We start from the raw sequence: 24,673 nt of genomic DNA, 5'->3' as shown, positions 1-24,673 counted from the left end.
TGCAACGCCATCCGCCCCCTACCCCCGCCGCGCGTCCATGAACGCCTGCAGCCGCGCCAGCCCCTCGGCAATGTCGGCGGTCTGGCGGGCATAGGAAAAGCGCAGCGTCTGCGCCCCGCGGCGGGGATCGAAATCCAGCCCCGGCGTCACCGCGACGCCAGCCTTTTCCAGGATCTCGGCGGCCAGCGCGCGGCTGTCGGTCGTCAGATCCGACACATCGGCATAGATGAAAAAGGCCCCGTCGGGCGGCGCGATCCGGGTAAAGCCCGCCTTCGGCAACCCCTCCAGCATCAGGCGGCGGTTCTCGGCATAGACGGCGCGGTTGGCCTCCAGCTCATCGATGCAATCCAGCGCGGCCAGGGCGGCCACCTGGCTGGCATGCGGCGGGCAGATGAACATGTTCTGCGCGATCCGTTCCACCGTGCGGATGTGATCCTCGGGCACCACCATCCAGCCCACGCGCCAGCCCGTCATCGAAAAATATTTCGAGAAGGAATTGACCACACAGGCCTCGTCCGAAATCTCAAGCGCGCTGACGCCGCGGGCATCGTAATGCAGCCCGTGGTAGATTTCGTCGGATATGAAGGCCAGGCCGCGCGCCTGCGCCGCCGCCATCAGCGCCGCCAGTTCCGGCTTGCCCAACATCGTGCCCGAAGGATTGCCGGGCGAGGCCACGATCAGCCCCTGCACATCGGCGGGAATATCCTGCGGACGGGGTTGAAAGCGATCCTCGGCCCGGGTCTGGATGCCCACCGGCGTAATCGACATGGCGCGCAGGATCTGGCGATAGGACGGATAACCCGGCTCGCCCAGGGCCACACGGTCGCCCGCATCGAACAACGCCGAAAAGGCCAGCAGGAACGCCCCCGAAGATCCCGGCGTCACCACCACCCGGTCGGGGTTCAGATCCACGCCATACCAGCGCCGGTACAGATCCGCGATGCCCCGGCGCAGGTCAGGCAGGCCCAGCGCCACCGTATAGCCCAGCGCATCGCGTTCCAGCGCGCGCGCCAGCGCCGCGCGGGCCGCGGCGGGCGCGGGCGTCGAGGGCTGGCCCACCTCCATGTGAATGATGTGGCGGCCCGCGGCCTCGGCCGCGCGCGCGGCCTCCATCACATCCATCACAATGAAGGGATCAACCTGACCACGACTTGAGAACCGCATCCCTTGCTCCTTATGCTGAGACTGGCCCGCGGATAGGCCCGCCCCGCGCCAAGGTCAAGGAATTGCGCCGCAAGACCGCCTTGCGCTCGGGCCCCCAAGCGCCGATGTTTGCCCCGCGGGCCGCGTCGCGCAGACCGCCCCCGATATCCGCCCCCCCCGAAGGGGCCCAGAACAGGACGACCAGATGACCCGCACCACGCTTGCCGCGCTTGCCCTTTCCACAACGCTTCTTGCCACCGGCCCCGCCGCCGCCTTCGACCTGACCGCCATGACCGAGGCCGAGACCGAAGCCTTCGGCGCCGCGGTCAAGGACTATCTGATGGCCAATCCCGAGGTCCTGGTCGAAGCCATCGGCGTGCTTGAACAACGCCAGGTCGCGGCCGAGGCGGAAAACGACAAGGTCCTGGTGCAGACCAATGCCGAAGATATCTTCAACGACAGCCATTCCTGGGTCGGCGGCAACCCCGAAGGCGACGTGACCGTGGTCGAATTCATCGATTACCGCTGCAGCTATTGCCGCAAGGCCCATGATGAGGTCGCAGCCCTGCTGGCCAAGGACCCGGGCATCCGCTTCGTGGTCAAGGAATTCCCGATCCTCGGGCAGCAGTCGGAACTTTCGTCCCGCTTTGCCGTGGCGGTCAGGCAACTCGCCGGGGATGACGTCTACAAACAGGCCCATGACGCGCTGATCGGCTTCCGCGGCGATATCACACTGGAAAGCCTGACCCGGCTTGCCAGGGATCTGGGCCAGGATCCCGACCCGATCCTGCAGCGGATGAACGAGGAAACGGTCACCGCCGTGCTGCGCGCCAACCACCAGCTGGCCGAACGGATGCGGATCTCGGGTACGCCGGCCTTCGTGATCGGGGGCGATCTGTTGCGCGGCTACGCGCCTGTCGCCGCCATGCAGCGCATGATCGCCGAACAACGCGGCTGATCATCCCTTCGGCTTTGCCGAAATATCCCGGGGGACGCCCGGCGGGCCCGGCAGGGCCCGATGGGCGGGGGGCAGAGCCCCCCTTGGCAGATGCCAGGCCGCGCAGCTTCGGGGCACCCGCGCGGGGGCGCTGCCCCCACGCGCAAGTCCCCCCCAATGGGGGCCTTGCGCGTCCCCCGGAGTATTTTTTCCAAGAAGAAGCCGGATGCGCGGTCAGTCCGCCGGGGCCTGCTGCGCGTCCAGTTCGGTCGCACGGCGTTCGACCAGGGCCACGATCTCATCGACCATCTGCGCATTCGACAGCTTGTGGCTTTGCCTGCCCGCCAGATAGACCATGCCCGCGCCCGCGCCGCCGCCGGTAAAGCCGATGTCGGTCATCAGCGCCTCGCCGGGGCCATTGACCACGCAGCCGATGATCGACAGGCTCATCGGGGTCTTGATATGTTCCAGGCGTTTTTCCAGAAGTTCGACGGTCTTGATCACATCGAACCCCTGGCGCGCGCAGGACGGGCACGAGATGATCTGCACCCCGCGCGTGCGCAGGCCCAGCGATTTCAGGATCTCGAAGCCGACCTTGACCTCTTCGACGGGATCGGCCGACAGGCTGACCCGGATGGTGTCGCCGATCCCCATCCAGAGCAGGTTGCCAAGCCCGATCGCGGATTTGACGGTGCCGGTCATCAGCCCGCCCGCCTCGGTGATGCCCAGATGGATCGGGGCGTCGGTGGCCTCGGCCAGTTGCTGATAGGCGGCGGCGGCCAGGAACACGTCCGAGGCTTTCACCGAGATCTTGAATTCGTGAAAGTCGTTGTCCTGCAGCAGCTTGATGTGATCCAGCCCCGATTCCACCATCGCATCCGGGCAGGGTTCGCCATATTTTTCCAACAGGTGCTTTTCCAGCGAGCCCGCGTTAACGCCGATGCGGATCGAGCAGCCGTGGTCCTTGGCGGCCTGCACCACCTCGCGCACGCGGGCCGCATCGCCGATATTGCCGGGGTTGATGCGCAGGCAGGCCGCGCCTGCCTGTGCCGCCTCGATCGCGCGGCGATAGTGGAAATGGATGTCGGCCACGATCGGCACCGGGCTTTCGCGAACGATTTCGCGCAAGGCCCGGGTGCTGGATTCATCGGGGGTGGAAATGCGCACGATATCGGCGCCCGCATCGGCGGCGCGGATCACCTGATCAAGGGTGGCGCGCACGTCCGAACTGTCGGTATTGGTCATCGTCTGCACCGAGATCGGCGCATCGCCCCCCACCGGCACGCGGCCCACCATGATCTGGCGCGACTTGCGGCGATAGATGTTGCGCCACGGGCGGACGGGATTGAGCGACATCGGAAACTGCCTCCGGCTTGGGGAACGCAGAACAGATAGGCGCTTGGCCGGGCAAGGGCAACCGGGGCTATTGTCGCGGTGTCTGGTCCGCCGCCGCGCCCACCGCCGCACCGGCATCGGCCAGGGCGACCATGCGCGCCAGATCGCCATCCTTGGACAGATCGGCCACGGCATATTTTTCGGTCAGCGCCTCGGGCGAGAGGGTGATGTTCTTGGTCACCTGGCCGCGCCCGCCCGCCGGCCCGTGGGCCACGCCGTTCACCGCGAAATAGATTGCCCCGGATTCGCCCGCACGCAGCACCGGCGGCTCTTCCAGCGCGGGAAGCGCCACGCGTTCGCCCGCGTCCAGCACCTTTTCCAGGATCACAGTCCCGTCCGACGCCTGAACCCGCACCCAGGACGGGCGCACCGCCAGGATTTCCACGGCCGGGGCTGCATCGCCCAGCGTGCGCACGCGCGGAGCGCCATCCTCGGGCAGGGCTGCATCGGCCTGGGCCAGTTCGGCTTGCGGGCCCGGGCCCATTGCCCCGCCCGTCTGGGACGCAGTGGCGGCCAGAAGGCCCGTGGCATTCGGATCGATCGCCGCAATCGGGCCATCGCGCGCGACCAGCACCGGCACATCCAGCGCGGAGGGGCGATAGATCCGGTCCAGCGCCTCGGGCGTGGGCAGATCGGGCAGCGCATCGCCCTGCGCGACCGTCAGCGGCTGTGCCGATTGCAGCGGGTCCAGTTCCGCGACCACGCCCGGGGCCTGATCGACGGGGGCCAACTGCACGCGCTGCACCTCTTGCAACACGCTGTAGCCGCCATAGCCCAGCCCGCCGGTCAGCAGCGCCAGCACCAGCACCGAGCCGAGCGCCCGCGGCTCGATCCGCGTCCAGAACGCTTCGGTGCGGGGCACGAAGCTGGCATTGGGATTGGCCAGCGGCTCGGCCACATCGGCGGGGCGGCGTTGCGGTTTGGGCCCCGAGGCGCCGGGCGCCATGCCATGCATCGGCTGAAACCCCGATTCCTTGCAGAACCGTTCAAAGGCCCAGTCCGGATCCATGCCCAGATAGCGCGCATAGGACCGGACATAGCCCGCGATGAAGGACGGCGCCTCGAACGCGGCGACGTCACAGCTTTCGATGGCGGCAATATGGGCGGCCTTGATGCGCAATTCACGCTGCACATCCAGCAGCGACTTGGCCAATGTCGCGCGTTCGCCGCGCATCACATCGCCAAGGCGCAATTCAAAGTCGTCAAAGCCCTTCGGCTTGTCCAACGGTTCCGTCGAAGGCTTCGCCCTCCGCCCGATCATGTGCCTGCCCCTGCCCCGATACGCTTTAGGATGACGATTCGAAAGGTTACCCCGCGAATTCTTACCCTTTAGTTATCACAAGGCAGAGAGGCTCGCATCTGCAGAAACGGCTCAGGCGCTGGCTTCGGCACGATTCAGCGCACAGCGCGACCACAGGCTGTCCATCGCCCGCACAAGCTTGTCGATTTCCTTCGGGTCATGCACCGGCGAGGGCGTGAAGCGCAGCCGTTCCGTGCCGCGGGGCACGGTGGGGAAGTTGATCGGCTGCACGTAGACGCCGAATTCCTCCAGCAGCCAGTCCGACAGCATCTTGGTGTGGACCGGATCGCCGATCACCACCGGCACGATATGGCTGCCGTGGTCGATGATCGGCATCCCCAGCGCCTTCAGCCGCATCTTCAGGATGCGCGCGTGCAACTGCTGGGCATCGCGCAGCTTTTGCCCGTCGGCGGTCTTCAGGAAGGCGATCGAGGCCGCGGCCCCTGCCGCCACCGCCGGCGGCAAGGATGTGGTGAAGATGAAGCCCGGCGCATAGGACCGGATCGCATCCACCATCCGCGCGCTGGCCGCGATATAGCCGCCAAAGACGCCAAAGGCCTTGCCCAGCGTGCCGTTGATGATGTCGATGCGATGCGCCTGACCGATCTGTTCGGCGATGCCGCCGCCGCGCGGACCATACATGCCGACCGCATGCACCTCATCCAGATAGGTCAGCGCGCCGAATTCCTCGGCCAGGTCGCAGACCTCCTTGATCGGGCCAAAGTCGCCATCCATCGAATAGACCGATTCGAAGGCGATCAGCTTGGGCGCGGCCGGATCATCGGCCGCCAGCAGCGCGCGCAGATGCGCCAGATCGTTGTGGCGGAAGATGCGCTTGGCGCCGCCATTGCGCTTGATCCCCTCGATCATCGAGGCGTGGTTCAGCTCGTCCGAATAGGTGATCAGGCCGGGGAACAGCTTGGGCAGCGTGCTCAGCGTGGCGTCATTGGCGATATAGGCGCTGGAAAAGACCAGCGCGGCTTCCTTGCCGTGCAGATCGGAAAGCTCGGCCTCAAGCCGCTTGTGATAGGCCGTGGTGCCCGAAATGTTGCGCGTCCCGCCCGACCCGGCGCCCACCGCATCCAGCGCCTCATGCATCGCGGCCAGCACCACCGGGTTCTGCCCCATGCCCAGGTAATCGTTGCCGCACCACACGGTGATGTCCTTGCGGCTGCCATCTGGCTTGTTCCAGACGGCTTTCGGAAAAGCGCCCTTTTCACGCTCGATATCAATGAACGTGCGATAGCGGCCCTCGTCATGCAGCCGTGCGATCGCGGTATCGAGTGCGTGGTTATAGTCCATTTCCGTTTCCCTCGCCTGAGTTCGCTGGGTCAGCCATAGCGGTCCATGTCGCGCGCGGCCTTGATAAAGGTCAAAGTCCGGCATGTGGAGTGCCAAAAATGTCGCGGGGCGGCAAAATGGCAAACATTCTCGTTTTCATATCTGTTCTTGCCGCCTCATTGCAAGTCCCGTGGCCACCTGCGGCCCGCCTCCTTCCCGCCCCTCCCGGTGCCAGGAATGCTGGACAGGGCGCGCGCGCCTGCTAGGGTCGCGCCACTGGATAGGAGAGTGCGATGACCCTTGATGCCGTTCTGACCCGCGTGGACGCCACCCTGCCCGAGGCGGTGGACCGCCTGATGGCGCTGCTGCGCATCCCCTCGATTTCCACCGATCCCGCCTATCGCGCCGACTGCGCCCGCGCCGCCGACTGGCTGGTGGATGACCTCAGGGCCCTTGGCTTCGACGCGACAAGCCGGCCCACCCCCGGCCATCCGATGGTGGTCGCGCGCCACCACGGCCCGGGCCCCCACATCCTGTTCTACGGCCATTACGACGTGCAGCCCGTCGACCCGCTGGACCTGTGGGACCGCGACCCCTTCGATCCCCAGCTGCAGGACACGCCCAGGGGCCGCGTGATCCGCGCCCGCGGCGCATCAGATGACAAGGGCCAGCTGATGACGTTCCTTGAGGCCTGCCGCGCCTGGAAGGCCGTCCATGGCACCCTGCCCGGCAACCTGACGATCTTTCTGGAAGGCGAAGAGGAATCGGGCTCGCCCTCGCTGATCCCCTTCCTGCGCGACAACGCCGCCGAGCTTTCCGCCGATCTGGCGCTGATCTGCGACACCGGCCTGTTCCAGGACCGGACCCCCGCCATCGTCACCATGCTGCGCGGCCTGGCCAAGGTGGAACTGACCCTGCGCGCCGCGAACAAGGACCTGCATTCGGGCATGTTCGGCGGTGCCGCGATCAACCCGCTGCGGGTGCTGACGCGCATCCTGGGCGGGCTGCATGACGCACAGGGCCGGGTGCAGGTGCCCGGCTTTTACGATGACGTCGATGACCTGCCCGAAGCGGTGCGCGCGCAATGGCAGGACCTTGGCTTCGACCATGCGGCATTCCTGGGCGATGTCGGCCTGTCGGTGCCCGCGGGCGAAGCCGGCCGCACGCCGCTGGAAATGATCTGGTCGCGCCCCACGGCGGAAATCAACGGGCTCTGGGGCGGCTATACGGGCGCCGGGTTCAAGACCGTGCTGCCCGCCGAAGCCCATGCCAAGGTCAGCTTCCGCCTGGTGTCGCGCCAGGACCCCGACAAGATCCTGCAGGCCTTCCGCAACTGGATCACCGCCCAGCTGCCCGCCGATTGCCAGCTGATCTGGCACGACCCCGAAGGCAGCCCCGCCAGCGTGATGGAAATCACCAACCCCGCGTTCGACTCTGCCCGCGCCGCCCTGACCGAGGAATGGGGCCGCCCCGCCGCCTTCGTGGGCTGCGGCGGCTCGATCCCGATCGCGGGCTATTTCAAGACCTGCCTCAACATGGATGCGATGCTGATCGGCTTTGCCCGGGACGACGATCAGATCCACTCGCCCAATGAAAAATACGACCTCGACTGCTTTCACAAGGGCATCCGCAGCTGGGTCCGCATCCTCGACCGCATCGCCGGGTGATCCAGGGGGCCGGATGATCAGGCGGGCCGGATGATCCAGGGGGGCGCCTGACACCCGCCCCCGAAAACCGCCGCCCCTTCTGCTTGGCCGAAATACTCCGGGGGCAAGGGGGCAGCGCCCCCTCGCGCGGATCACACCCCGCGCTCAGATCACCATTCAGACCACCATATCGTCACGATGGATCAGCGCCGCGCGGCCCGGATACCCCAGAATCCCCTCGATCTCGGCCGACCGGTGCCCCGCGATCGCGCGGGCCTCGGGCGCGGTATAGCGCGTCAGCCCCTTGCCAAGCGCCACCCCGTCAGGCCCCAGGATCGCCACCGGATCGCCGCGCCCGAACTGGCCCGAAACCTTCGTCACCCCCGCCGGCAACAGCGATTTGCCCTGCGCCAGCGCCGCCAGCGCGCCCGCATCCACCATCACCTCGCCGCGCAGCTTCATCGCCGCGATCCAGCGCTTGCGCGCGGCCTGCGGGTCGCCCTCGGGCAGGAACCAGGTGCAATTCGCGCCTTCGGACAGCGCGCGCAGCGGCTGCGGCACAGACCCTTCCATGATCGCCATCGCACAGCCCCCCGCAACAGCGGTCTTGGCCGCCATCAGCTTGGTCTTCATGCCGCCCTTCGACAACCCCGAGATCGGATCGCCCGCCATCGCCTCGATCTCGGGCGTGATGCGCTCGACCAGCTCAAAGCGGATCGCGGCGGGATCCTCTTTCGGATTGGCCGAATAGAACCCGTCGACATCGGACAACAGCACCAGTTGATCGGCCCCGATCGTCACCGCGATCTGCGCCGCCAACCGGTCGTTGTCGCCAAAGCGGATCTCATCGGTCGCCACGGTGTCATTTTCATTCACGATCGGCACGACACCCAGCCCCAGCAAGGTCTGCATCGTGGCACGGCTGTTCAGATAGCGGCGCCGGTCGGACGTATCCTCCAGCGTCACCAGAACCTGCCCCGTGGTCACCCCATGCGGCGCCAGTGCCTCTTCATAGGCGCGCGCCAGCCGGATCTGCCCCACGGCAGCCGCCGCCTGCGACTGCTCCAGAGACAGCGCGCCCGCCGGCAGCCCCAGAACCCGCCGCCCCAGCGCGATCGACCCCGACGACACAAGGATCACATCCGCCCCCCGCGCCCGCGCCGCGGCCACATCGGCGGCCAGCGCATGCAGCCAGTCCAGCCGCAGCCCCCCGGGCCCGACCAGCAACGCCGAACCGATCTTGACCACCAGCCGACGCGCCCGGGCGACATCGGGCCTTGTCACAACGCTCAGGGTTGCCACGGTTCCACCTCTTGCGTGCTCTTGCGATCGGCCTCGACCTCGGACCAGATCGCGCGCAAGACCTCGGGCACGCCCTTGCGCGACACCCCCGACATCAGAAACACCGGCCCCCCACAGACCTTTTCCAGCGACCGGCGGCGGCTGGCAAGGGTCCTGGCATCCAGCGCGTCGATCTTGTTCAGCGCGGTGATACGCGGCTTGGCGGCCAGCGCCCCGGAATAGGCCTCAAGCTCGTGAATGATCGTGCGGTAATCCCTGGCGATGGTCGGGGACGTGCCATCGACCAGATGCAACAGCACCGAACACCGCTCGACATGGCCCAGAAACTGATCGCCCAGGCCCCGCCCCTCGGACGCACCCTCGATCAGCCCCGGAATATCGGCCATCACGAATTCCTTGCCGTCCACCCCCACGACACCCAGGTTGGGCACCAGGGTGGTGAAGGGATAATCCGCGATCTTCGGGCGCGCATTGGACACGGCGGCCAGAAAGGTCGACTTGCCGGCATTGGGCAGCCCCACCAGACCCGCATCCGCAATCAGCTTCAGCCGCAGCCAGATCGTCCGCTCGACCCCCTCCTGCCCCGGATTGGCACGCGAGGGGGCGCGGTTCGTAGCGGATTTGAACCGCAGGTTGCCCCAGCCGCCATTGCCGCCGCGGGCCAACAACACGCGCTGCCCCACCGCGGTCAGATCGGCGATGACGGTTTCCTCATCCTCATCCAGGATCTCGGTGCCCACAGGCACCTTCAGCACGATGTCGTCGCCATCCTTGCCCGTGCACTGGCTGCCCATGCCGTGCTGACCGTTCCTGGCGAAAAAATGCTGCTGATAGCGGAAATCGATCAGCGTGTTCAGCCCCTCGACCGCCTCGGCCCAGACCGACCCGCCCTTGCCGCCATCCCCGCCATCGGGACCGCCGAACTCGATGAATTTCTCGCGCCGGAACGACACGCAGCCCCCCCCGCCCGAACCCGAGCGGATATAGACTTTGGCAAGATCGAGGAATTTCATGGCAGCGGTCCTTGTTGCAAGGCGCCGACATAAGCCGGACCGCCCTTTTGTTCAAGCGCCCCCTGCATCCGGCCCGCAACATCGCCATCGGCGCGGTGGGGGCGCCGCCCCCACACCCCCGGAGTATTTTGACCAAGAAGAAGAGGCAACTTTCATCTTGCCACAAATACCTCGGGTGGGTCCGGGAGGGCAGCGCCCTCCCGGCATGCTCAGCCCATCTTGCGCAGATAAGTCCAGGTCGGGACGCGGGCGCCGCGGGCCACCGACCAGCTTTCCGCATCGCCAAGATATTCAAAACCGCAATTGGTCAGCACCCGCGCCGATCCGGGATTGTCCTGGAACACCTCGGCAAACAGCGTGCGCGCGCGGTGCGGATTGGCAGCCACCAGCGCCGCCACCGCCTCAGAGGCGAAACCCGTGCTCCAGAAACCCGGGCCGACCCAGAATCCGACCTCGGACTGATCGGCCTCGATCCGCGTCAGTGACACCACCCCCAGAACCTCGGCCAGACCCTGGGACGAGCCGTCCAGCGCCCAGACATCCTCGCTGCGGGTGTCGGACATGGCGCGCGCGATATAGCCTTCTGTCGCGCCGGGGGGCAGCGGATGCGGGATCGCCCGGGTGCCTTCGGCCACGCGCTTGTCAGAGGTATACATCGCAATCAGGCCCGCGTCGGATTTGCGCAGCGGACGCAGGATGAAACGCCCGGCCTCGATGACGGGCTGCGTGGTGATCGGTTCCTGGAACATGCCTTCCCTCCTTGAACGCATGAAAGCCACTGGGGCTTGCTCTGATAATAGGTCGCGCAGATGACGGTTTGCACCTGCGCAGGAAAAAATTCCGAGATCGTGGCCTGTTGGCCCAAAAAGAAAGGGGGACCGGCCTTTCAGCCGATCCCCCAATGTCGTCCGGGTCCAGGTTCGGCTTACTCGGCCGCCTCCGCAACCGGGAGGACCGAAATGAAGGTACGCCCCTTGAGGCCCTTCCTGAACGCAACGCGGCCTTCGGTCACCGCGAAGATGGTGTGATCGCGGCCCATCATCACACCTTCGCCCGGCCACCAGGTGGTGCCGCGCTGACGCACGATGATGTTGCCCGCGACGGCGGCCTGGCCACCGAAGAGCTTCACGCCAAGGCGACGACCGGCCGAGTCGCGACCGTTGCGGGACGAACCGCCTGCTTTCTTGTGTGCCATGGGGGATTACTCCTGAGCTTCAGCGGCTTTTTTCGAAGCGCGCTTCGGTTTCGCGGGGGCTTCGGCGGGGGCGGCGGCGCCATGGGCGCTGCGGCGGGCCGAGGCGGTGCCGATGGCTTCCTTCACGCCCGATGCGTCGGCGCCCGAGGCCAGAACCTCGGTCACGCGCAGCAGGGTCAGCTGCTGGCGATGGCCACGGGTACGCTGCGAGGAATGCTTCCGGCGGCGCTTGTGATAGGTGATGACCTTGTCGGCCTTGATCGTGTCGATGACTTCGGCCTGAACCGCCGCACCGGCCACAAAGGGCGCGCCGACGGTCAGCGTGTCACCGCCGAGCATCAGAATCTCGTTGAACTGGACTTTGTCGCCAGCATTGGCAGCAAGCAGTTCCACGCGCAGCACATCGCCCGCCTGAACCTTGTATTGCTTGCCGCCCGTCTTGAGGACCGCGAACATGGGTCTTTCCTTCGTGTTGGCCGCGCCCTGTGGCACCTTGCGGTTTCGTGGGGTTGCCCCGCCTCGGACAGCGCGCCCCTTGCGGGACGAGATTTCAAATGATGACCCGGGGGAAAGACAGACTTCCCCCCGGGGTTCGCGGTGTATCCGGGATCGGGGGGGCCATGTCAAGCGCAATATGCACCCCGGGCCAGGGCGCGCGCCCTTCGGCTTTGCGCAAATATCCTCCGGGGGTCCGGGGGTGGAAAACCCCCGGTCCGCCGCCTGCCACAAGGCTGCCCGCCACAAGATCCGCGCTAGCCTTCGGCCTTCCCGGCCAGCGTCAGCCATTCCTCTTCGGCGGCGGCCAGGGCGGTCTGGCGTTCGTCCAGCGCCTCGGTGGCCTTGCGGAATTTCACCGGCTCACGCGCGAAAAGGTCGGGGTCCGACAACAGTACGGACAGCTTGGCGATCTCGGCCTCAAGTCGGTCGATCACGCCGGGCAGCGCGTCAAGCCGGTGGCGTTCGGTAAAGCTGAGCCCCGGTTTTCGGGCCGTCTCGGGCCTGGGTGCCTCGGGCCTGGGTGCCTCGGGTTTTTTCGCGGGAACGGCCCCCGCTTTCACCGCACCCGTGCCCAGCGCCCTTTGCGCCCGATAATCCGACCAGCCGCCGGCATAGACCGTGGCGCGCCCGTCGCCTTCCATCGCGATGGTGGTAGTGGCCACCCGGTCGATAAAGTCGCGGTCGTGACTGACCAGCAGCACCGTGCCGTCATATTCGCCCAGAATATCCTGCAACAGATCCAGCGTTTCCACATCCAGATCGTTGGTGGGTTCGTCCAGCACCAGCAGATTCGAGGGCCTGGCCATGATCCGCGCCAGCAACAGCCGCGCCCGTTCGCCCCCCGACAGCGACGCGATCGGCGCGCGCGCCTGCGCCTCGTCAAACAGGAAATCCTTCAGATAGGCCACGACATGCTTTGGCGTGCCGCGCACCATGACCTGATCGGACCGGCCCGAGACGCGCATGTCGGGGTCGTTCACCATTCCGTCCCACAGCGTCATCGACGGATCCAGCGTCGCGCGGGCCTGATCGAAAACCGCCATCTCCAGATTGGTGCCCGGCGTGACCGTGCCCGCATCGGGCGCGATCTCGCCGGTCAGCATCTTCAGAAGCGTGGTCTTGCCGACGCCGTTGGGGCCGACAAAGGCCACCCGGTCACCGCGCAGCACGCGCAGATCGAAATTCTTCACGATGGCCTTGCCGTCGAAAGCCTTGGCCAGCCCCCGCGCCTCGATCACGCGCTTGCCCGATTGCGGGCCCGCATCCAGTTCCATCGCCGCGGTGCCCTGCCGGCGGATCTGGGCCGCGCGTTCGGCGCGCATCGCCTGCAGCGCGCGCAGCCGGCCCTGATTGCGCTTGCGCCGGGCGGAAATCCCCTCGACCGCCCATTTCGCCTCGGCCCTGATCTTGCGGTCCAGCTTGTGGCGGGCCTCATCCTCTTCGGTCCAGACCTGTTCGCGCCAGTCCTCAAAGCCCTCAAAGCCCTTTTCGTTGCGCTTGACCTGGCCCCGGTCGATCCACAGCGTGGCCCGCGTCAGCGCGCGCAGAAAGGCGCGGTCGTGGCTGATCAGCACAAAGGCCGCGCGGGTGTCGCGCAGCTGTTCCTCAAGCCAGCCGATCGCCTCGATGTCCAGATGGTTGGTGGGTTCGTCCAGCAACATCAGTTCCGGCGCCTCGGCCAGCAGCTTGGCCAGCGCCGCGCGCCGCCGTTCCCCGCCCGAGGCGGTGGCCACCGGCGTATCGGGGCGGAACTTCAACCCCTCGGCCACCATTTCGACGCGGTAGGATTCGGCGGGGTCCAGCGCCGAGGCGGCAAAATCGCCCAGCGTGGCAAAGCCCGACAGGTCGGGTTCCTGTTCCATATAGCCCACGCGCACGCCCGGCGGCACGATGCGCGCGCCCTGGTCGGGTTCGACCAGACCAGCCATGACCTTCATCAGCGTGGATTTGCCCGACCCGTTGCGCCCCACCAGCGCCACCCGGTCGCCGGGCTGGACCACCAGATCCAGCCCCTCGAAAACGGGATTGCCGCCGAAGGTCAGCGAGATGTCGGAAAGTTGCAAAAGCGGTGCGCGTGCCATGCGCAGGGGCTAGCGGGGCGCGGACGAAAGGTCAACGGGTGGCGCAACGGTGCGCGTTCAATCCGCGGCCATGCTGCGCAGCAGGCGGGCCCGCGCGGGCGGGATCGCGGCAAGATCAACCCCGGTAAAGACATGCAGGGTGTTCAGGTCGCGGTCGATCACCGCGTGGTCGGACACCCAGCCCCCCATCGCCAGATAGCTGCGCAACAGCGGTGGCAGCCCGGCCAGGGCGGCGCGCGGCGGTTCGGCGGGCAGCGGATGGTCGGCGAACCGGATCACCTCGGGCGCCTTGATGCGGGGGGCGCGTTCGGGCCGGGCCAGATGGCGCGCACGCAACAGCGCAAAGGCCGCGGCATGGGCCTGCCAGTCGGTGCCGGGGAAGGATGAACAGCCAAACAGCAGCGCCGCGCCGCAGGCGTCAACCGCGCGCGTCACCGCCGCCAGCGCCAGGCGCAGCACATCGGCATCCTGCAGCCCGGGACGCATGCAGAATCGCCCGATCTCGACCATCGGCGCGCGCCCCGCCGACAGCGCGGACAGATCATAGAACTGTGCGGAATAGCTTTGCCCGATCGCGCCGCCATCGGGCAGGATCATCAGCCGCAGGCACCCCGCCAGCGCGCCGGTGGCCAGATCCTCGACCAGAAGATGGCGGCAGCGCGCGTCAAATCCATCGGCATCGCGGCCCGCGCTGCCCGCGCCCCCTGCCGCCGCACCGCCCCGGAAAGCGCGCCAGCGCAGCGCCTGTGCGGCCTGAACATCGGCGTCACCTTGCGCCAGACGGGCGCGATAACGCCCGCGGATCAGCGCCACATCTTGCGGTGTGCCCTGCGGCGTGTCCGGCGCCGCGACCGGCGGCGGCATCATCCCCTGCCCCGCATCGTCGCGCCCCGCATCACGCCCCCGCCCGTCAATCCACCAGCTGATCGGCGGACACCCGGCCCAGGTTGCCCAGCAACTGGCGCACGATGCCGATGCCGCGAATGTTGCTTTCCGTCACGCGCCGCGACAGCGCCACGACCTGCCCCTGTTCCAGCCCGAAGCGTTCCACATTGGCGACGCGGCCACCCGCATCAAAGCTGACCGCGACGACCTGACGGTCGATTTCCTGCGGCTCGCGCGCGCCTGCCAGCTTCCAGCGGCTGCCGACGTAATACCAGCCCGACCCCTCCAGCAGCCCAGCCGACGACGGGCGGCCAACGCTGGCGGCGACATCGTCGCGCGTGCTGGCGCCGATCCGTATCTGCGCCAGATCCTCATCGGTCGGGATATAGCCGTGATTGCGGAAGACGGGCGAACAGCCGGCCACCATCAGACCTGCCCCCAGCGCGATCGCCATCGCACCGCGCCGTGTCACGGAACCGATCCTCACCTGCACCCCCCTCTTGCCTTGCCGACCGCAGCCTTTTATCCCGCTTACAACACTCACGCCCGGCCCTCAAGGGAACTGATGGAACCTGATGGCCGGCCCCGGATCATCGGGCGGGCGCAGGCGCCGCGCCAGCCCGCCATACGACCCTTGACCACCGCGCCAGACCGAAGGAACCGCCCCATGACCGACACCCCCGCCCTGCCCTGGTCGCAGCCCCGCCGCGTGGCCGACCTGGCCGGCCGCAAGCCCACCCGCTTTGACCTGACCCCCGATGCGGCCACGCGCGCCGCGATTGCCGGCTGGGCCGGGATCACCGCGCTTGAAACGCTGCGATTCAAGGGGCAGCTGGTGCCGCGCGGGCGCACCGACTGGGATCTTGAAGCCGAGATGACCGCCCGCGTCGTGCAGCCCTGCGTGGTGACGCTGGCCCCCGTGACCACCGATCTGCACGATTCTGTCCTGCGCCGCTATCTGGCCGACATGCCCGAACCCGCCGGCGATGAGATCGAGATGCCCGAGGATGACACCGCCGAGACCCTGCCCGCGGTGATCGACCTGGCCGCGGTGGCGCTTGAGGCGCTGGAACTGGCATTGCCGCTTTATCCGCGCGCGCCGGGCGCCGAACTGGGCGAGATCAGCGCCACCGCCCCCGGCGCGGCCCCGCTGACGCCCGAATCCACCCGCCCCTTCGCGGGGCTTGCGGATCTGTTGAAAACAGGCCAGAAGGCCCCCGAGGACGGCGCAGACTGAGCGCGGACGCAAGCCCGAAGAAAGGACTTGCGCCCGGGCAGAAACACAGTATGTTCCCGGCCTCATTCGAAGTTTGGGTTCGCACCCGGTCCGCCAGCTGGCGCCAGTGACGATACTCCAGGAAAATCAGGGCTGTAATGCCCCCGAACACCCGAGGTTGAGACATGGCTGTCCCTCAGAACCGAGTCACGCGTTCCCGCCGCAACATGCGCCGTGCGCATGACGCCCTTGTCGCCGCGAACCCGGCGGAATGCCCCAACTGCGGCGAGCTGAAGCGCCCGCACCACGTTTGCGGCGCCTGCGGTCATTATGACGATCGCGAAGTGGTGGCACAGGCCGCCGAGGTCGATCTGGACGACGACGCGGCGTAAGCCCGTCGCATCCCGGCGCCAACGTCATGCGATCCTCGCAGGACCACGAGCACCAACAGACCCCATTGCAGGCTCAGGCGCCGGCACAGACCGGCGCCGATGTCATTTCGCCGGGTGCTGCCGGCCCCGCCGCTGGTCCCGTGGTCATTTCCATTGATGCGATGGGGGGCGACCGCGGCCCCGCCGCCGTGGTCGGCGGCATTGCCGCGGCCGCCCGCGCCCATCCGGCGGTGCGCTTTGTGGTGCATGGCCCCAAGGATGAACTGTCCCGCCTGATCGCGGCGCAGGGCATTGCCCCGCGCTGTGAAATCCGCGATGCCACCGGCGTCGTGACGATGGACGACAAGCCCGCCCAGGTGATGCGCAACGGCCAGGACACCTCGATGTGGTCGGCGATCGATTCGGTGCGCGCGGGCGAGGCCACGGTGGCCGTATCCTGTGGCAATACCGGGGCGCTGATGGCGATTTCCATGATCCGCCTGCGCCGCCTGCCGGGCGTGACCCGCCCCGCCATCGCCTGCCTGTGGCCATCGCGCAATCCGTCGGGCTTCAACGTGATGCTGGACGTGGGCGCCGATGTGAAGGCCGAGGCGCCCGATCTGCTGACCTATGCGCTGATGGGCACGTCCTATGCCCGCAACGGGCTGGGCATCGACCGCCCGCGCGTCGGCCTGCTGAATGTCGGCACCGAGGAACACAAGGGCCGGGCCGAGCTGAAGGCCGCCCATGACCTGATCGGCGCCGCGCAAGAGGCGGGCGCCTTCGATTATGTCGGCTTCGTGGAAGGCACCGACCTGCCCTCGGCCCGGGTCGATGTGATCGTCACCGATGGCTTCACCGGCAATGTCGCGCTGAAAACCGGCGAGGGCACGGCGAAACTGGCCAGCGAATTCCTGCGCGAAGCCCTGGGCGGCACGCTGTTGTCGCGGCTGGGCGCGCTTCTGGCGCTGGGGTCGCTGCGGCGGCTGCAGGCACGGCTGGACCCGCGGCGCGTCAATGGCGGCGTTTTCCTGGGGCTGAACGGCACGGTCGTCAAATCCCACGGATCGGCCGATGCCACCGGCGTGGCCGCCGCCATCGGCCTGGCCGTCCAGCTGGCCCAGTCAGGCTTTGGCGCCAAGCTTGCGGCCCGGGTTGCCTCTGCGGCGGTTCCGGGTCAGGATGCCCTGCAAGATACAAGAAACGGATCCTCCAGATGACACTCCGCGCCGTGGTTCGGGGCGTCGGGCATTACCTGCCCGAACGCGTGGTCGAGAACGCCGAATTCGAGGCGATCGTCGACACGACGGATGAATGGATCCGCACCCGTTCGGGGATCGAGCGGCGCCATTTCGCCGCCGAGGGCGAAACCACATCGCAGATGGCGATCCGCGCCGCGCGCGCCGCGCTGGACGATGCGGGCATGGCCCCCGATCGGATCGATGCGATCATCGTGGCGACCTCGACCCCCGACCTGACCTTCCCGTCGGTGGCCACCATGGTGCAGGCGGGCCTGGGCACGACGCGCGGCTTTGCCTATGACCTGCAGGCGGTCTGCGCGGGCTTTGTCTATGCGCTGACCAATGCCAATGCGCTGATCCTGTCGGGTCAGGCGGAACGGGTTCTGGTGATCGGGGCGGAAACCTTCAGCCGGATCATGGACTGGAAGGACCGCGGCACCTGCGTGTTGTTCGGCGATGGCGCGGGCGCCCTGGTGCTTGAGGCCACACCCGGCACCGGCACCACCGCCGACCACGGCATCCTGTCCACCGACCTGCATTCCGACGGCCGCCACCGCGATCTGCTTTATGTCGATGGCGGCGTATCCTCGAACGGGCAGTCGGGCCATCTGCGGATGCAGGGCAATCAGGTGTTTCGCCACGCGGTGCAGAAACTGGCCGATACCGCCCATGCCGCGCTGGACAAGGCGGGGCTGACGGGCGGCGATGTCGACTGGATCGTGCCGCATCAGGCCAATCTGCGCATCATCACCGCCACGGCCGAACGGATGCAGGTACCGATGGACCGCGTTGTCGTGACCGTGCAGGACCATGGCAACACCTCGGCCGCCTCGATCCCGCTGGCGCTGTCGGTGGGCAAGGCGCGCGGCCAGATCAAGCCGGGCGACCTGATCGTGACCGAGGCGATCGGCGGCGGTCTGGCCTGGGGCGCGGTGGTGCTGCGCTGGTAAGCCGGCCTGCGGCCCGCGCGCCGGGGCGTCTGAAGGCCACGGTCCAAGCCATTGATATTGACTCGGGAAATCAATGCGCCCATCGTGGGGCGAACAATCCGGGGGATGGCATGAGTGAAAAGACCCTGACGCGCATGGACCTTAGCGAAGCGGTATTCCGCGAGGTGGGCCTGTCGCGCAACGAATCCGCGCAGCTGGTGGAAAGCGTTCTGCAACATGTCTCGGATGCGCTGGTGCGCGGTGAGACGGTAAAGATTTCGTCCTTCGGGACGTTTTCGGTGCGCGCCAAATCCTCGCGCATGGGGCGCAATCCGAAAACCGGGGAAGAGGTGCCGATCTCGCCCCGCCGGGTGCTGTCGTTCCGGCCTTCGCATCTGATGAAGGATCGCGTGGCCGAGGGCAACGCCCGCTAAGACGCGTTCGCGCGATCAGACTGTCAGGGGAGGCGGCTTATGGAAAAGTCAGCCGGGGCATTCCGCACGATCAGCGAGGTGGCCGAGCTTCTGGGTACGCCCGCGCATGTGCTGCGCTTCTGGGAAAGCCGCTTTCCGCAGGTGCGCCCGGTCAAGCGCGCAGGCGGGCGGCGGTATTACCGCCCCGCAGATGTGGCGCTGCTGGGCGGCATCCGGCGGCTGCTGCATGATGAGGGGATGACGATCCGCGGGGTGCAGAAAATCCTGAAGGAACAGGGCGTGCGCCATGTCGCGGGTCTTGGCTGGGATGAGGATGCCCCCCCCGCCGATCCGGTGCGGACAAGCCCGGCCACGGCGCCGCAGCGGGCGATGGGGGCCGAAGCGGCCATGCCCGACAGCCCTGATCCGGCTGCGGCCGAACAGGACCGGCCCGAACCGCCCCGCGCCGCCGGTCTTTGGGCCGCCGGTCTTTGGGTCCCCGGTGACAGCCCCGATCCGGCTGCGGCGGGCACGATGTTGCAGCCCGATCCCGATGACCCCGTGCTGCCGGCATCCTGGGCACAACCGCCCGCGGACCACGCGCCCGCAGACCACGCGCCCGGACGGGCCCCGGACGGCTGGCCGCAGGATACGCTGTTTGCAGGCCTGACGCCGCCGCCATCACCCGAACCCGAACCTGATTCCGAACCTGATGCCGGGGCCCCGATCGCGCTGGATGTCGCACCGGATGCGCCCGCGCCCGCCGTGGTGCGGCCCTTCCCCGGCGAACCACAGCCGGTCCCCGAGGTCCCCGAATCGCAGCCCCTGCCAGCCCCTGCCCTGCCCTTGGGGCGCCCCCTGGCCGCGCGCCTGCGCGCGCTTGGCCCGGCGGCCGCCCTGCAGGCCCCGGGCGCGCGCGCAGCCCTTGGCGACGCGGCCCGGCGTCTGGTGGCGTTACGCGACCGGCTTGCCGCCCCCCCGGCCCGGCCCTGAATCACGCCCCCGGGTCAGGCCGCTGGCCCGCTGCCCGGGGGCAAGTCTGATGTGTTTTGCAGGCAGGCGAAAAAAGTTGGTTTTGCCGCTTGCCCCCGGCGCAACAATCGCTCTATATGCGCCTCGTCGGGCCGTGGCGCAGCCTGGTTAGCGCGTCCGTCTGGGGGGCGGAAGGTCGCGAGTTCGAATCTCGCCGGCCCGACCAAAACCGAAACGCCCATCCCGTCCCGGGGTGGGCGTTCGCCTATCGGGGGGAAGCCAAATGACCACGGGCGTGCTGCCGGACAGCCATCTGAAGGCGATGATCGCCCGCGGCGAAATTGCCGCCGACATCCCCGTGATCCCCGAACAGATCCAACCCGCCAGCCTGGACCTGCGGCTGGGCCATGTCGCCTATCGCATCCGCGCGTCATTCCTGGCCGGCAAGACCCGCCGCGTCGATGCCCGGCTGGACGAATTTGAAATGCACCGCATGGACCTGCGCGAGGGCGCGGTGCTGGAAAAGGGCTGTGTCTACCTGGTGCCGCTGATGGAACGGCTTGCCCTGCCCGCGGGCGTGACGGCGGTGGCCAATGCCAAATCCTCGACCGGGCGGCTGGATCTGCTGACCCGGGTCATCACCGATGGCGGCACCGAATTCGACCGCATCCCCGAAGGCTATGCCGGTCCGCTTTACGCCGAAATCTGCCCGCGGTCCTTTTCGGTGCTGGTGCGGCCCGGGATGCGGCTGAACCAGATCCGCTTCCGCGCGGGTCAGGCCGCGCTGACCGATGCCGAGCTGATCCGCCTGCATGCCGAAGAACCGCTGGTCAGCGGCGAGGCGGTGATTGACGGGGGCCTTGGCTTTTCCGTCGATCTGCGCCCCGAAGCGGGCGATCTGGTGGGCTATCGCGCCAAGCCGCATACCGGCGTGATCGATCTGGACCGGATCGCGCATTACCCCGCCTCGGATTTCTGGGAAGAAATCCGCACCCGCGACGGGCGCATCATCCTGGACCCGGGCGCCTTCTACATCCTCGTCTCGCGTGAGGCGGTGACGATCCCGCCCGATCATGCCGCCGAAATGGCGCCCTATCTGGCGATGGTGGGCGAATTCCGTGTGCATTACGCGGGCTTCTTCGATCCGGGCTTCGGCCATGGCGCGGCAGGGGGTGCGGGATCGCGCGGCGTGCTTGAGGTGCGCTGCCACGAGGCGCCTTTTGTCCTGGAACACGGGCAGGTCGTGGGCCGGCTTGTCTATGAACGCATGGCCGCCCGGCCCGATCGGCTTTATGGCGCGGGCATCGCATCGAACTATCAGGGCCAGGGATTGAAACTGGCCAAACATTTCCGTGCCGGCTGATTTCCTTCGTCTTTTCAAGTCGTTCCAATTTTTTCAATTTTTCTTCGCCTGCCCGGGGAATGTTTTTCGCCCTGCGGCGTTATCCCCAGGCACCGGGGAAAGATCCGGTCGCAACTGGAACCTGGAACGCGCCGCTGGCGGCGCAGACGGAGGCAAAGATGACCAAGGCAAAAGACACCACCCTCAACCGCCGTGCGCTTCTGGCGCGTGTGGGCCTTCTGGCGGGCGCGGCCTATGTGGCACCCACGCTGGTGGGGCTGAACGCGGCTCATGCCAGCGGTGCCTCGCGCGGCGGCAATTCGCGCGGCGGCAATTCGGGCCCGTCGCGGGGCCGCAATTCGGGCCCGTCGCGGGGCCACAATTCGGGCCCGTCGCGGGGCCGGAATTCGGGTCCGTCGCGGGGCCGCAACTCGCGCCCGTCGCAAGGCGGGGACTGGCCGCGCGAGGGCCACGGTTCGGGGCGGTCGCAGGGCGGGGACTGGCACCGCGAGGGCCGCGCACCCGAGGCCGGAACGCCCCGCTGGATGCGCGACCAGCCCGGCACCCGCTAAGGCATGTCGCAGCGTGATCTGATCCAGCGCCGCGGCGCCCCCTTCGGGGGGCGCCGTACGCCTGTGCTGAACCTGGATTTTCCCGGCCTTCCCGGGCCGGTGCGGCTGCCCGATGATGCGGGCCTTGCCACGCAATTGATGCGCTGTCTGACCGGCTGGCTGCCCGAACCGACGCCCCCCCGCGCCGACGGCCCCGCGCCGGTCTCGTGGATCGAGCCTGCGGGGCCGGGACGTTACCGCGTCACCTCGCCCTTCCTGCCCGAGCCTCTGGACGGGCTGAGCGCCACCGCCGCGGTCTGCGCCACCCTGGCCGACATGACCCAGGCCTACAGCGCCGCCCAGCCCGGGGCACTGGGGCTGCATTGCGGCGCGCTGGAACTGGCGGGCCGGATCGTCGTGCTGACCGGGCCGCGCCGGGCGGGCAAAAGCACCCTGACCGCCCGGATGACCGCCGAACCGGGCGTGCGGCTGTTTTGCGACGATGTCCTGCCGGTGCTGGCCGATGGCCGCGCGCTGGGGCTGGGCGTGGCGCCGCGGCTGCGCCTGCCGCTGCCCGATACCGCAGGCCCGGTCCTGCGCGCCCATGTCGAGGCCCACCCCGGCCCCGCCGATGACCGCTATGGCTATCTGATGCTGCCCAACCTTGCCCCGCATGGCAGCCTGGCGCCGCTGGGCGCGCTGGTGATGCTGGATCGCCGCGCATCGGGACCGGCGCGGCTGCACCGGCTTGATCCGGGCCAGGCGCTGCGCCTGCTGCTGGTGCAGACGATCACCGACCTGCCCTCGGCCGAAGCGGCCTTTGACCGCGCCGAAAGCCTGACCGATGGCCTGCCGGTGCTGCGCCTGGTCTATTCCGATCTGGATCAGGCCGCCGCGTTGCTGATGCGCGCCTTTGCCGGGCCGGACCTGCCCGCGGATCTGGACATCGGCCCGGACCTGCCCTTTGACACCGCCATCGATGCCGCCCCCGAGGCCGCCCCCGTGCCGCTGGATCAGATCTGGCAGCGCAGCCCCGCCGTGGCGCTGCGCCAGCACGGCCAGGCCACTTTCCTGTGGCAGGCCGGCGAGCCGATGTTGTGGGAACTGAACCCGGTCGGCACCGCGATCTGGCAGATGCTGGAAATCCCCGGCAGCGCCGCCGATTGCGCCGAGGTTCTGGCCGAGGTCTTTCCCGACACCCCGCCCGCGCAGCTGCGTGACGACATGCGCCGCCATCTGGCCGCGCTGGCCGAGGCAGGCCTGCTGCAGCCGATCGGCGCAGGCCCCCTTAGCGCAGACGGCGCGTGATCCTGGCCGCCTGACGGGCGCGCCTGGCGGCCTCGCGCGCGGCATTGGCCTGCCGTTGCTGCGCGGGCGTGGCCTTGCCCTGCGCCGCAGGGTCGCCCGTGCCGCCCGTGCCCCGGCGCGTGGCCAGATCCATGCCCTTGTTCACGCCCCAATTGACCAGCCGCCGCGTGACGGCCTTGATCACCATGTTCACAATCTGGTTCAGGTTCACCGCTTAACCCTTTCAATCTTCAAAAAGTTCTGTCTGGCCGTTGATCTCCTCGGCCTCATCGTCAGGCGCCGCATCCGCCCCGGGCAGCGGGCGGTTATCCAGAAGACCCGCCGCGCGCAGCTCTTTCAGGCCGGGCAGGTCACGGGCGGATTCCAGGTTGAAATGATCCAGGAAGCCTTGCGTGACCACAAAGGTCACCGGGCGCCCCGGCGTCATCCGGCGACGGCCAAAGCGGATCCATTCCATTTCAAGAAGCTGGTCGATGGTGCCGCGCGACACGGCCACGCCGCGGATTTCCTCGATCTCGGCGCGGGTGACGGGCTGGTGATAGGCGATGATCGCCAGCGTCTCGATGGCCGCGCGCGACAGTTTGCGCTGTTCCACCGTTTCCTTCTGCATCAGGAACCCAAGGTCAGGCGCGGTGCGGAAGGCCCAGGCATCACCCACCCGCACCAGCCGCACGCCCCGCCCCTCATAGCGTTTGCGCAGATAGGCCAGCGCCTCGGCCGGGTCGGCGCCGTGTGGCATCCGTTCGGCCATCTCGGCCACCGAAACCGGCGCGGCCGAGGCAAACAGGATCGCCTCGACCATGCGTTCCTGTTCCGCGATCGGCGGGGCGTCGAACAGCGTTTTTTCGGGGGCGTCGGTCACGGCGTCTTCCGTCGGATGGAAATGGGGGCGAAGGTTTCGGACTGGCGGATCTCGATCTGGCCCTGCTTGGCCAGTTCCAGACTGGCGGCAAAGGTGGCAGCGGTGGCGGATCGGCGCCGCTTGGGATCGCCGCCCCAGCCATCGGGCAGATAACTGGCCAGTTCGGTCCAGTCGCCGGCAAAGCCGATCAGGCCGCGCAGCCGGTCCAGCGCCTGTTCCATCGTGAACACATCGCGCCGGTCAAAGGCATAGGGGCGAAATTCGTCGCGGGTGCGGATGCGCGCATAGGCCTGCATCAGATCCAGCAGCGAGGCGGTATAGACCACCTTGCGCACGCGGGCGACCTCTTCGGACAGGCCGCGGGCAAAGTTATCGCGGCCCAGCCGGTCGCGCGCCATCAACTGCGCCGCCGCCTCGCGCATGGCCTGCAGGCGTTCCAGCTGGAAGGCCAGATGGGCGGCCATATCCTCGGCCGAGGGGCCCTCGGCGGCGGGGTCGGGCGGCAGCAGCAGGCGGGATTTAAGGAACGCAAGCCAAGCCGCCATCACCAGATAATCGGCGGCCAGTTCGATGCGCAGCGCCTTGGCGCGGTCGACGAAGGCCAGGTATTGTTCCGCCAGTTCCAGCACCGAAATCCGCCGCAGATCGACCTTTTGCGTGCGCGACAGCGTCAGCAACAGGTCCAGCGGGCCTTCGAAGCCCTCGACATCGACGATCAGCGCCTCGGCCTGCAGCCGGTCGGCGACGGATTGCGCCTCAAAAAGGTTCGTCTCGGATGTGTCGGGCATGCGG

The 24,673-nt window shown here is 67.9% G+C and carries 26 protein-coding genes and 1 tRNA gene; 12 read left to right on the top strand and 15 right to left on the bottom strand.

What is annotated here, in order from left to right:
* Positions 1 to 18: 18 nt before the first annotated feature.
* The gene (locus ACK8OU_RS03090) at positions 19 to 1,164 is read right to left on the bottom strand and encodes a pyridoxal phosphate-dependent aminotransferase (RefSeq protein ID WP_410301891.1); all 1,146 of its coding nucleotides are present in this window, start codon (positions 1,162 to 1,164) and stop codon (positions 19 to 21) included.
* Positions 1,165 to 1,348: 184 nt separating this feature from the next.
* On the opposite strand from ACK8OU_RS03090, the gene ACK8OU_RS03085 reads away from it, so the two are divergent.
* Entirely contained in the window at positions 1,349 to 2,101 is a 753-nt protein-coding gene (locus ACK8OU_RS03085; RefSeq protein WP_410301890.1) for a DsbA family protein, read from the top strand.
* A 213-nt stretch (positions 2,102 to 2,314) separates the two neighbouring features.
* Here ACK8OU_RS03085 and ispG read toward each other — a convergent pair whose 3' ends face one another.
* The 3 genes from ispG to hemA all read right to left on the bottom strand — a co-directional run bounded on the left by ispG (position 2,315) and on the right by hemA (position 6,077).
* Positions 2,315 to 3,436 carry a flavodoxin-dependent (E)-4-hydroxy-3-methylbut-2-enyl-diphosphate synthase gene (gene ispG, locus ACK8OU_RS03080; RefSeq protein ID WP_410301888.1) on the bottom strand — a complete coding sequence of 374 codons (1,122 nt, stop codon included), beginning with the start codon at positions 3,434 to 3,436 and terminating at the stop codon, positions 2,315 to 2,317.
* 67 nt (positions 3,437 to 3,503) lie between these two features.
* A complete protein-coding gene (locus ACK8OU_RS03075; protein ID WP_410301886.1) occupies positions 3,504 to 4,736 on the bottom strand; it encodes a helix-turn-helix domain-containing protein in 1,233 nt (410 codons plus the stop codon).
* A gap of 111 nt (positions 4,737 to 4,847) precedes the next feature.
* Positions 4,848 to 6,077: a 5-aminolevulinate synthase gene (gene hemA, locus ACK8OU_RS03070; RefSeq protein ID WP_410301885.1), complete on the bottom strand. Its 1,230-nt coding sequence runs from the start codon at positions 6,075 to 6,077 to the stop codon at positions 4,848 to 4,850.
* Positions 6,078 to 6,349: 272 nt separating this feature from the next.
* On the opposite strand from hemA, the gene ACK8OU_RS03065 reads away from it, so the two are divergent.
* Positions 6,350 to 7,723: a M20/M25/M40 family metallo-hydrolase gene (locus tag ACK8OU_RS03065; RefSeq protein WP_410301884.1), complete on the top strand. Its 1,374-nt coding sequence runs from the start codon at positions 6,350 to 6,352 to the stop codon at positions 7,721 to 7,723.
* A gap of 156 nt (positions 7,724 to 7,879) precedes the next feature.
* Here ACK8OU_RS03065 and proB read toward each other — a convergent pair whose 3' ends face one another.
* The 8 genes from proB to ACK8OU_RS03025 all read right to left on the bottom strand — a co-directional run bounded on the left by proB (position 7,880) and on the right by ACK8OU_RS03025 (position 15,130).
* Positions 7,880 to 8,995, bottom strand: coding sequence for a glutamate 5-kinase (gene proB, locus ACK8OU_RS03060; protein WP_410302009.1), 1,116 nt, complete (start codon positions 8,993 to 8,995; stop codon positions 7,880 to 7,882).
* A complete protein-coding gene (obgE, locus tag ACK8OU_RS03055) occupies positions 8,992 to 10,017 on the bottom strand; it encodes a GTPase ObgE (protein ID WP_410301882.1) in 1,026 nt (341 codons plus the stop codon). Before obgE ends, proB begins: the two co-directional genes overlap by 4 nt.
* Positions 10,018 to 10,226: 209 nt before the next feature.
* Positions 10,227 to 10,766: a GNAT family N-acetyltransferase gene (locus tag ACK8OU_RS03050; protein WP_410301881.1), complete on the bottom strand. Its 540-nt coding sequence runs from the start codon at positions 10,764 to 10,766 to the stop codon at positions 10,227 to 10,229.
* A 176-nt stretch (positions 10,767 to 10,942) separates the two neighbouring features.
* Entirely contained in the window at positions 10,943 to 11,212 is a 270-nt protein-coding gene (gene rpmA / locus ACK8OU_RS03045; RefSeq protein ID WP_410301879.1) for a 50S ribosomal protein L27, read from the bottom strand.
* A 6-nt stretch (positions 11,213 to 11,218) separates the two neighbouring features.
* The gene (gene rplU, locus ACK8OU_RS03040) at positions 11,219 to 11,668 is read right to left on the bottom strand and encodes a 50S ribosomal protein L21 (RefSeq protein ID WP_410301878.1); all 450 of its coding nucleotides are present in this window, start codon (positions 11,666 to 11,668) and stop codon (positions 11,219 to 11,221) included.
* Between the two features lie 296 nt (positions 11,669 to 11,964).
* A complete protein-coding gene (locus ACK8OU_RS03035; protein ID WP_410301877.1) occupies positions 11,965 to 13,791 on the bottom strand; it encodes an ABC-F family ATP-binding cassette domain-containing protein in 1,827 nt (608 codons plus the stop codon).
* Positions 13,792 to 13,848: 57 nt separating this feature from the next.
* Positions 13,849 to 14,658 carry a GNAT family N-acetyltransferase gene (locus ACK8OU_RS03030; RefSeq protein WP_410301876.1) on the bottom strand — a complete coding sequence of 270 codons (810 nt, stop codon included), beginning with the start codon at positions 14,656 to 14,658 and terminating at the stop codon, positions 13,849 to 13,851.
* A gap of 43 nt (positions 14,659 to 14,701) precedes the next feature.
* A complete protein-coding gene (locus ACK8OU_RS03025; RefSeq protein ID WP_410302008.1) occupies positions 14,702 to 15,130 on the bottom strand; it encodes an outer membrane protein assembly factor BamE in 429 nt (142 codons plus the stop codon).
* A 213-nt stretch (positions 15,131 to 15,343) separates the two neighbouring features.
* On the opposite strand from ACK8OU_RS03025, the gene ACK8OU_RS03020 reads away from it, so the two are divergent.
* The 10 genes from ACK8OU_RS03020 to ACK8OU_RS02975 all read left to right on the top strand — a co-directional run bounded on the left by ACK8OU_RS03020 (position 15,344) and on the right by ACK8OU_RS02975 (position 23,019).
* Positions 15,344 to 15,913, top strand: coding sequence for a YceD family protein (locus tag ACK8OU_RS03020; protein ID WP_410301874.1), 570 nt, complete (start codon positions 15,344 to 15,346; stop codon positions 15,911 to 15,913).
* A 164-nt stretch (positions 15,914 to 16,077) separates the two neighbouring features.
* A complete protein-coding gene (gene rpmF / locus ACK8OU_RS03015; protein ID WP_121531426.1) occupies positions 16,078 to 16,284 on the top strand; it encodes a 50S ribosomal protein L32 in 207 nt (68 codons plus the stop codon).
* A 140-nt stretch (positions 16,285 to 16,424) separates the two neighbouring features.
* On the top strand, positions 16,425 to 17,483 hold the full coding sequence (plsX, locus tag ACK8OU_RS03010) for a phosphate acyltransferase PlsX (RefSeq protein ID WP_410301873.1): 1,059 nt from the start codon (positions 16,425 to 16,427) through the stop codon (positions 17,481 to 17,483).
* Positions 17,480 to 18,454, top strand: coding sequence for a beta-ketoacyl-ACP synthase III (locus tag ACK8OU_RS03005; protein ID WP_410301871.1), 975 nt, complete (start codon positions 17,480 to 17,482; stop codon positions 18,452 to 18,454). The genes plsX and ACK8OU_RS03005 overlap by 4 nt, the downstream gene beginning before the upstream one ends.
* 110 nt (positions 18,455 to 18,564) lie before the next feature.
* A complete protein-coding gene (ihfA, locus tag ACK8OU_RS03000) occupies positions 18,565 to 18,867 on the top strand; it encodes an integration host factor subunit alpha (RefSeq protein ID WP_250044222.1) in 303 nt (100 codons plus the stop codon).
* 39 nt (positions 18,868 to 18,906) lie between these two features.
* Complete coding sequence (locus ACK8OU_RS02995; RefSeq protein ID WP_410301870.1) at positions 18,907 to 19,839, top strand: MerR family transcriptional regulator; 933 nt, start codon at positions 18,907 to 18,909, stop codon at positions 19,837 to 19,839.
* Between the two features lie 127 nt (positions 19,840 to 19,966).
* Positions 19,967 to 20,044: transfer RNA gene (locus ACK8OU_RS02990), tRNA-Pro, on the top strand.
* Between the two features lie 57 nt (positions 20,045 to 20,101).
* Positions 20,102 to 21,181 carry a 2'-deoxycytidine 5'-triphosphate deaminase gene (locus tag ACK8OU_RS02985; RefSeq protein ID WP_410301869.1) on the top strand — a complete coding sequence of 360 codons (1,080 nt, stop codon included), beginning with the start codon at positions 20,102 to 20,104 and terminating at the stop codon, positions 21,179 to 21,181.
* A 158-nt stretch (positions 21,182 to 21,339) separates the two neighbouring features.
* On the top strand, positions 21,340 to 21,732 hold the full coding sequence (locus ACK8OU_RS02980; protein WP_410301868.1) for a hypothetical protein: 393 nt from the start codon (positions 21,340 to 21,342) through the stop codon (positions 21,730 to 21,732).
* 3 nt (positions 21,733 to 21,735) lie between these two features.
* The gene (locus ACK8OU_RS02975; protein WP_410301867.1) at positions 21,736 to 23,019 is read left to right on the top strand and encodes a PqqD family peptide modification chaperone; all 1,284 of its coding nucleotides are present in this window, start codon (positions 21,736 to 21,738) and stop codon (positions 23,017 to 23,019) included.
* Here ACK8OU_RS02975 and ACK8OU_RS02970 read toward each other — a convergent pair.
* From ACK8OU_RS02970 to ACK8OU_RS02960, 3 genes are read right to left on the bottom strand one after another with little or no spacing between them, the layout of a single operon-like run.
* Complete coding sequence (locus tag ACK8OU_RS02970; protein ID WP_410301866.1) at positions 23,000 to 23,230, bottom strand: hypothetical protein; 231 nt, start codon at positions 23,228 to 23,230, stop codon at positions 23,000 to 23,002. The genes ACK8OU_RS02975 and ACK8OU_RS02970 overlap by 20 nt on opposite strands.
* Before the next feature lie 12 nt (positions 23,231 to 23,242).
* Positions 23,243 to 23,881, bottom strand: coding sequence for an SMC-Scp complex subunit ScpB (scpB, locus tag ACK8OU_RS02965; protein WP_410301865.1), 639 nt, complete (start codon positions 23,879 to 23,881; stop codon positions 23,243 to 23,245).
* Positions 23,878 to 24,669, bottom strand: a complete 792-nt coding sequence (locus tag ACK8OU_RS02960) for a segregation and condensation protein A (RefSeq protein ID WP_410301864.1) — start codon at positions 24,667 to 24,669, stop codon at positions 23,878 to 23,880. The genes scpB and ACK8OU_RS02960 overlap by 4 nt, the downstream gene beginning before the upstream one ends.
* Between the last annotated feature and the right edge of the window lie 4 nt (positions 24,670 to 24,673).

Origin of the sequence: Pontitalea aquivivens, assembly GCF_046507575.1 — a bacterium.
Taxonomy (GTDB): Bacteria; Pseudomonadota; Alphaproteobacteria; order Rhodobacterales; family Rhodobacteraceae; genus Pontitalea; species Pontitalea aquivivens.
Note: the sequence above shows the minus strand (reverse complement) of the source record. Positions and strands in the feature narration are given on the sequence as shown.